Raw genomic sequence first — 3,646 nt, forward strand, 5'->3', positions numbered from 1 at the left:
GACCTTTTTCTCACTCCGTTTCCGGACTTCGAATTCGATCCAGCACCCGATTGGAAGGGCTTTTCGCCTTTCGGCTGAGCCGACTTTATCAGAAGCGATTTGACTGAGCGAATCAGCCTTCGCGATCTAAATGGGAAAGTCGGTTGGCTCTGCGGAAATTTCGCTTTCCACTCAGAGCGAGCTAGATACTAGCGATGAGCCTCGATCATGTCCAGTTCGAGGCAACCGTTTGAATCTACCTCCCTGCAAGACCACTGTCAATGGTTTTTGCGGGCGAGGAGGACACTAGCAGGTCAGAAGGGGTGGACGCACATCAGGCAGCAGCGGGCAGTTCGGCGCTGCGGTCGGTGGCATCGAGGTCCCCATGGTCTCCGGCTCGGGCTGCTCGTCCGCCGAGGACGTACACGTAGGTGAGGAAAAGTGCCTCCGCCGCGATGCCGATGCCGATACGGGCCCATGTGGGCAGGTCGGAGGGGGTGACGAAGCCTTCGATGACACCCGAGACGAGCAGGACGAGCGCAAGGCCGATCGCCATGCCCAGGGCTGCTCTGCCTTGCCTGGCCAGCGCCGTTCGTCGAGAGAGCGGACCCGGGTCGATCACCGTCCAGCCGAGACGCATTCCCGCGCCCGCGGCGATGAAGACAGCCGTGAGTTCGAGCAAGCCGTGCGGGAGAACCAGGCCGAGGAAGACGTCCAGCCTGCCGGCGGAGGTCATCAGTCCCAACCCCACCCCCAGATTGAGCATGTTCAGGAACAGGATCCAGACCACCGGCAGACAGAGGAAGGCGCCCAGGGTCAGGCACAGAGCAGCGGCTCTGGCGTTGTTCGTCCAGACCTGCGCGGCGAAAGAGGTGGCGGGATGGCTTGAGTAGTACGTCTCGTACTCACCCCCTGGGCGGGTCATCGCCCGCAGCTCGTCAGGGGCCGCGATCGAGGACTGGACGTCCGGGTGGACACCGACCCACCAACCGATGAGCGCCGCGAGCAGAGTGGAGAGGACCGCGGTCGGGATCCACCAGTGGCGCGAGTGGTAGACGGCCGCCGGAAACCCGGCGACGAGGAAGGAGACCGCGTCCCGCCACGTTGCCCGGCGGGCACCGGTGACCGCTGCACGGGCCCTGGCCACGAGCTGGGTGAGCCGACCGACGAGCTGGGGGTCGGGGGTCGTGGACTGGATCAGGGAGAGATGGGTCGCGGTCGATTGGTAGAGAGCGACGAGTTCGTCGGCCTCCGCTCCCGTCAGACGGCGACCGCGCCTGATGAGGAGGTCCAGGCGCTCCCACTCGGCGCGATGGGTGGTCACGAAGACATCGAGGTCCATGGTCGGCACCTGCTCCGGGAACGGGGGCAATACATACGTACTACTGGGGCGCTGTGTCGATCAGCTTGGCAGACTGATGGAGACGTGGACGAGATGGACCGAGGGTGGAGGGCGGCTGCCGGTGAGCGCACTGGTGACGGGGGACGCGGTCGTGCTCGGGCTCCAGCCCGCGAAACTGCCGAGTCGCGCGCTCGCGTTGGCCATCGACATGGTGGTGGTGTGGGCCTGCTACCTCGCTGTCACCGTCGGGCTCGCCCTTGCCACCGCTTCGCTGGACGATGCCGCCGCCATGGCCGTCGCCGTGGGCTCGTTCGTCCTCGTCCTGGTGGGCGGGCCCATAGCGGTGGAGACACTGAGCCATGGGCGCTCGTTGGGCAAGCTCGCGTGCGGGCTGCGGGTGGTGCGGGACGACGGAGGGCCGATCCGCTTCCGGCATGCGCTGGTGCGCGGGGCCATGGGTGTGGTGGAGATCCTGATGACGCTCGGTGTCGTGGCCTGCATCGCCTCGCTCGTATCGGCACGCGGCCGACGGATCGGCGATGTGTTCGCGGGGACCCTGGTGATACGCGAGCGGGTGCCGACGGGGCGCGGGGTGGGAGTGCCGCCACCTCCACCGTGGTTGGCGGGACGATTCGCCGACGTGGACCTGTCAGGGGTGCCGGACGGCCTCTGGCTCGCGGTGCGTCAGTACCTGATCCGCATGGGACAGCTGGACCCTGCGGTGAGCTGGTCGATGGCCGAGCGGCTGGCGAACGATCTGGTGGCGTGTACCGGAGCTCCGCCTCCCGAGGGTGTGCCGCCCGCGGCGTATCTGGCCGCCGTGGTGAACGAACGCCAGTCCCGGGACGCGCGGAGGATCGTCGGTCCGGGGACCGGGTCGGCGCAGGCGACGGCGGTCCAGAGTGACGCGCACCAGGGCGGAAGGAGGTCCGGACACGGGGGCGGTTCTGGGGGCGACCAGGCCGTGCCCGGGAGTCCGGAGGTGGCAACGCCCTCCTCGACGAAGACGCAGCCGACGGGGGCGCAGCCGACGGGCCCCGGACATGGAACGCCGGGTGCGACCGGGTTCCTCCCACCCGGGTAGCGGCGGCGGAACGGCTGCCCGTGCTGCCCGTGCTGCCCGTGCTGCCCGTGCTGCCCGTAGGGAACTGAGTCCCTCGACGTTTCGGTGCGCCCACGGACTGCCGCGGATTGCTGTCCGATGGCTCTCAAGGCCGGTGGCTGTCCCGGTCAGGTCAGGTCAGAGGGACGACGGGTCCGGGAAGGACGAGGGGGGTGTTTCCAGACTCTCCAGCTCGATTCCCGGTGCGGACAGAACCACGTCCCCGGCCAGGTGGATCGTGTGCTGCTCACCCGTGTCCAGGGCGCTGACCTGGTATTCGTCCACTGTCAGGGGGCCGTTGTCAGTGGCGTGCGCTTCACTGTTCACCAGTGCCCAGGACTGGTCGAGGGTACGGGGGGCAAGCACGGGGTCGGTGAACGCAACGAGGCGCACGCGCGTGAGGGGTGAGTGGGGGGTGAGTCGCAGGAGACGGGCAGTGGCGACGAGGAACGCAGGCGACGTACCGGTGAAGGCATGGGCACGGACATTGCCTTCGGTGGCGTGAGCGCCGGTGGGGTCCGAGCGGACCCAGGTGACACCTTCGAGCGCTGCACCGCGGACCTGCCAGCTCGCGGCGTGGAGTTCGAGACGAATGGGGCGACCGAGTTCATCGAGGGCGAGATCCACCGAGCCGGCGTGATCGCCGGAAGGAGTGGTCGTCTGGGAGACATAGCGCCAACCGGAGGGTCCTGGCGCGCACTGGAAGTGTTCTTCGCCGAGGGGGGAGTGATCGTGCGGATCATGGAGCGAATATCGACCGCGAGGCATGGGGCGTGGACGTCCTTGTGCAGGTGAGCTCTTGGCGCGGTGAAGCTCTGGTGCGGTGACGGCTCCGACCAGGAGTCGGAACCGTCCGGAACGGTATGGGTAGGCCCCCGACACGGGGGTGCGGGGGCCTACTTCATACCGCTGGTGTCATGGGTTGCCGGCTGGGTTGTGGGCCCCAGGTAGCTGGAGTACTCCGGCGTGATCGTCAGTCGAGCCGGCTCGACTGACGATCAGGCACCGGGCATCCGCTCCGCGGGGCCCGTTCGTCGGTGGCACTGGTCACCATCAACGAACGGGCTGGCGATCGGTGGTCGCCCCGTGGCGAGCGACCGAGGGATCTCGCGACCGACCGCCGTGATGCTCAGTAGCGGTAGTGGTCCGGCTTGTAGGGGCCTTCGACCTGGACGCCGATGTAGGACGCCTGCTCGGGACGGAGCGTGGTCAGCTTCACCCCG

4 protein-coding genes are annotated in these 3,646 nt (G+C 67.7%); 1 reads left to right on the top strand and 3 read right to left on the bottom strand.

Annotated elements, in window-relative coordinates; genetic code table 11:
* Positions 1-313 precede the first annotated feature (313 nt).
* Positions 314-1,321 carry a stage II sporulation protein M gene (locus tag ABZ348_RS34525; protein ID WP_358939949.1) on the bottom strand — a complete coding sequence of 336 codons (1,008 nt, stop codon included), beginning with the start codon at positions 1,319-1,321 and terminating at the stop codon, positions 314-316.
* A 121-nt stretch (positions 1,322-1,442) separates the two neighbouring features.
* Here ABZ348_RS34525 and ABZ348_RS34530 point away from each other — a divergent pair, with 121 nt between their 5' ends.
* A complete protein-coding gene (locus ABZ348_RS34530; protein ID WP_358939951.1) occupies positions 1,443-2,405 on the top strand; it encodes an RDD family protein in 963 nt (320 codons plus the stop codon).
* A gap of 156 nt (positions 2,406-2,561) precedes the next feature.
* Here the strand turns inward: ABZ348_RS34530 and ABZ348_RS34535 are convergent, their stop codons facing one another.
* On the bottom strand, positions 2,562-3,191 hold the full coding sequence (locus ABZ348_RS34535; protein WP_358939952.1) for a hypothetical protein: 630 nt from the start codon (positions 3,189-3,191) through the stop codon (positions 2,562-2,564).
* 361 nt (positions 3,192-3,552) lie between these two features.
* On the bottom strand, positions 3,553-3,646 hold a 94-nt coding region (locus ABZ348_RS34540), incomplete at its 5' end, for an adenosylhomocysteinase (protein WP_358939954.1).

The organism is Streptomyces sp. NPDC005963 (assembly GCF_040638655.1).
In the GTDB taxonomy this organism is placed as follows: domain Bacteria; phylum Actinomycetota; class Actinomycetes; order Streptomycetales; family Streptomycetaceae; genus Streptomyces.

Coding starts and splice junctions, on each gene's coding strand:
- ABZ348_RS34525 (WP_358939949.1), bottom strand. CDS start 1,321: ATGGACCTCGATGTCTTCGTGACCACCCATCGCGCCGAGTGGGAGCGC.
- ABZ348_RS34535 (WP_358939952.1), bottom strand. CDS start 3,191: ATGCCTCGCGGTCGATATTCGCTCCATGATCCGCACGATCACTCCCCC.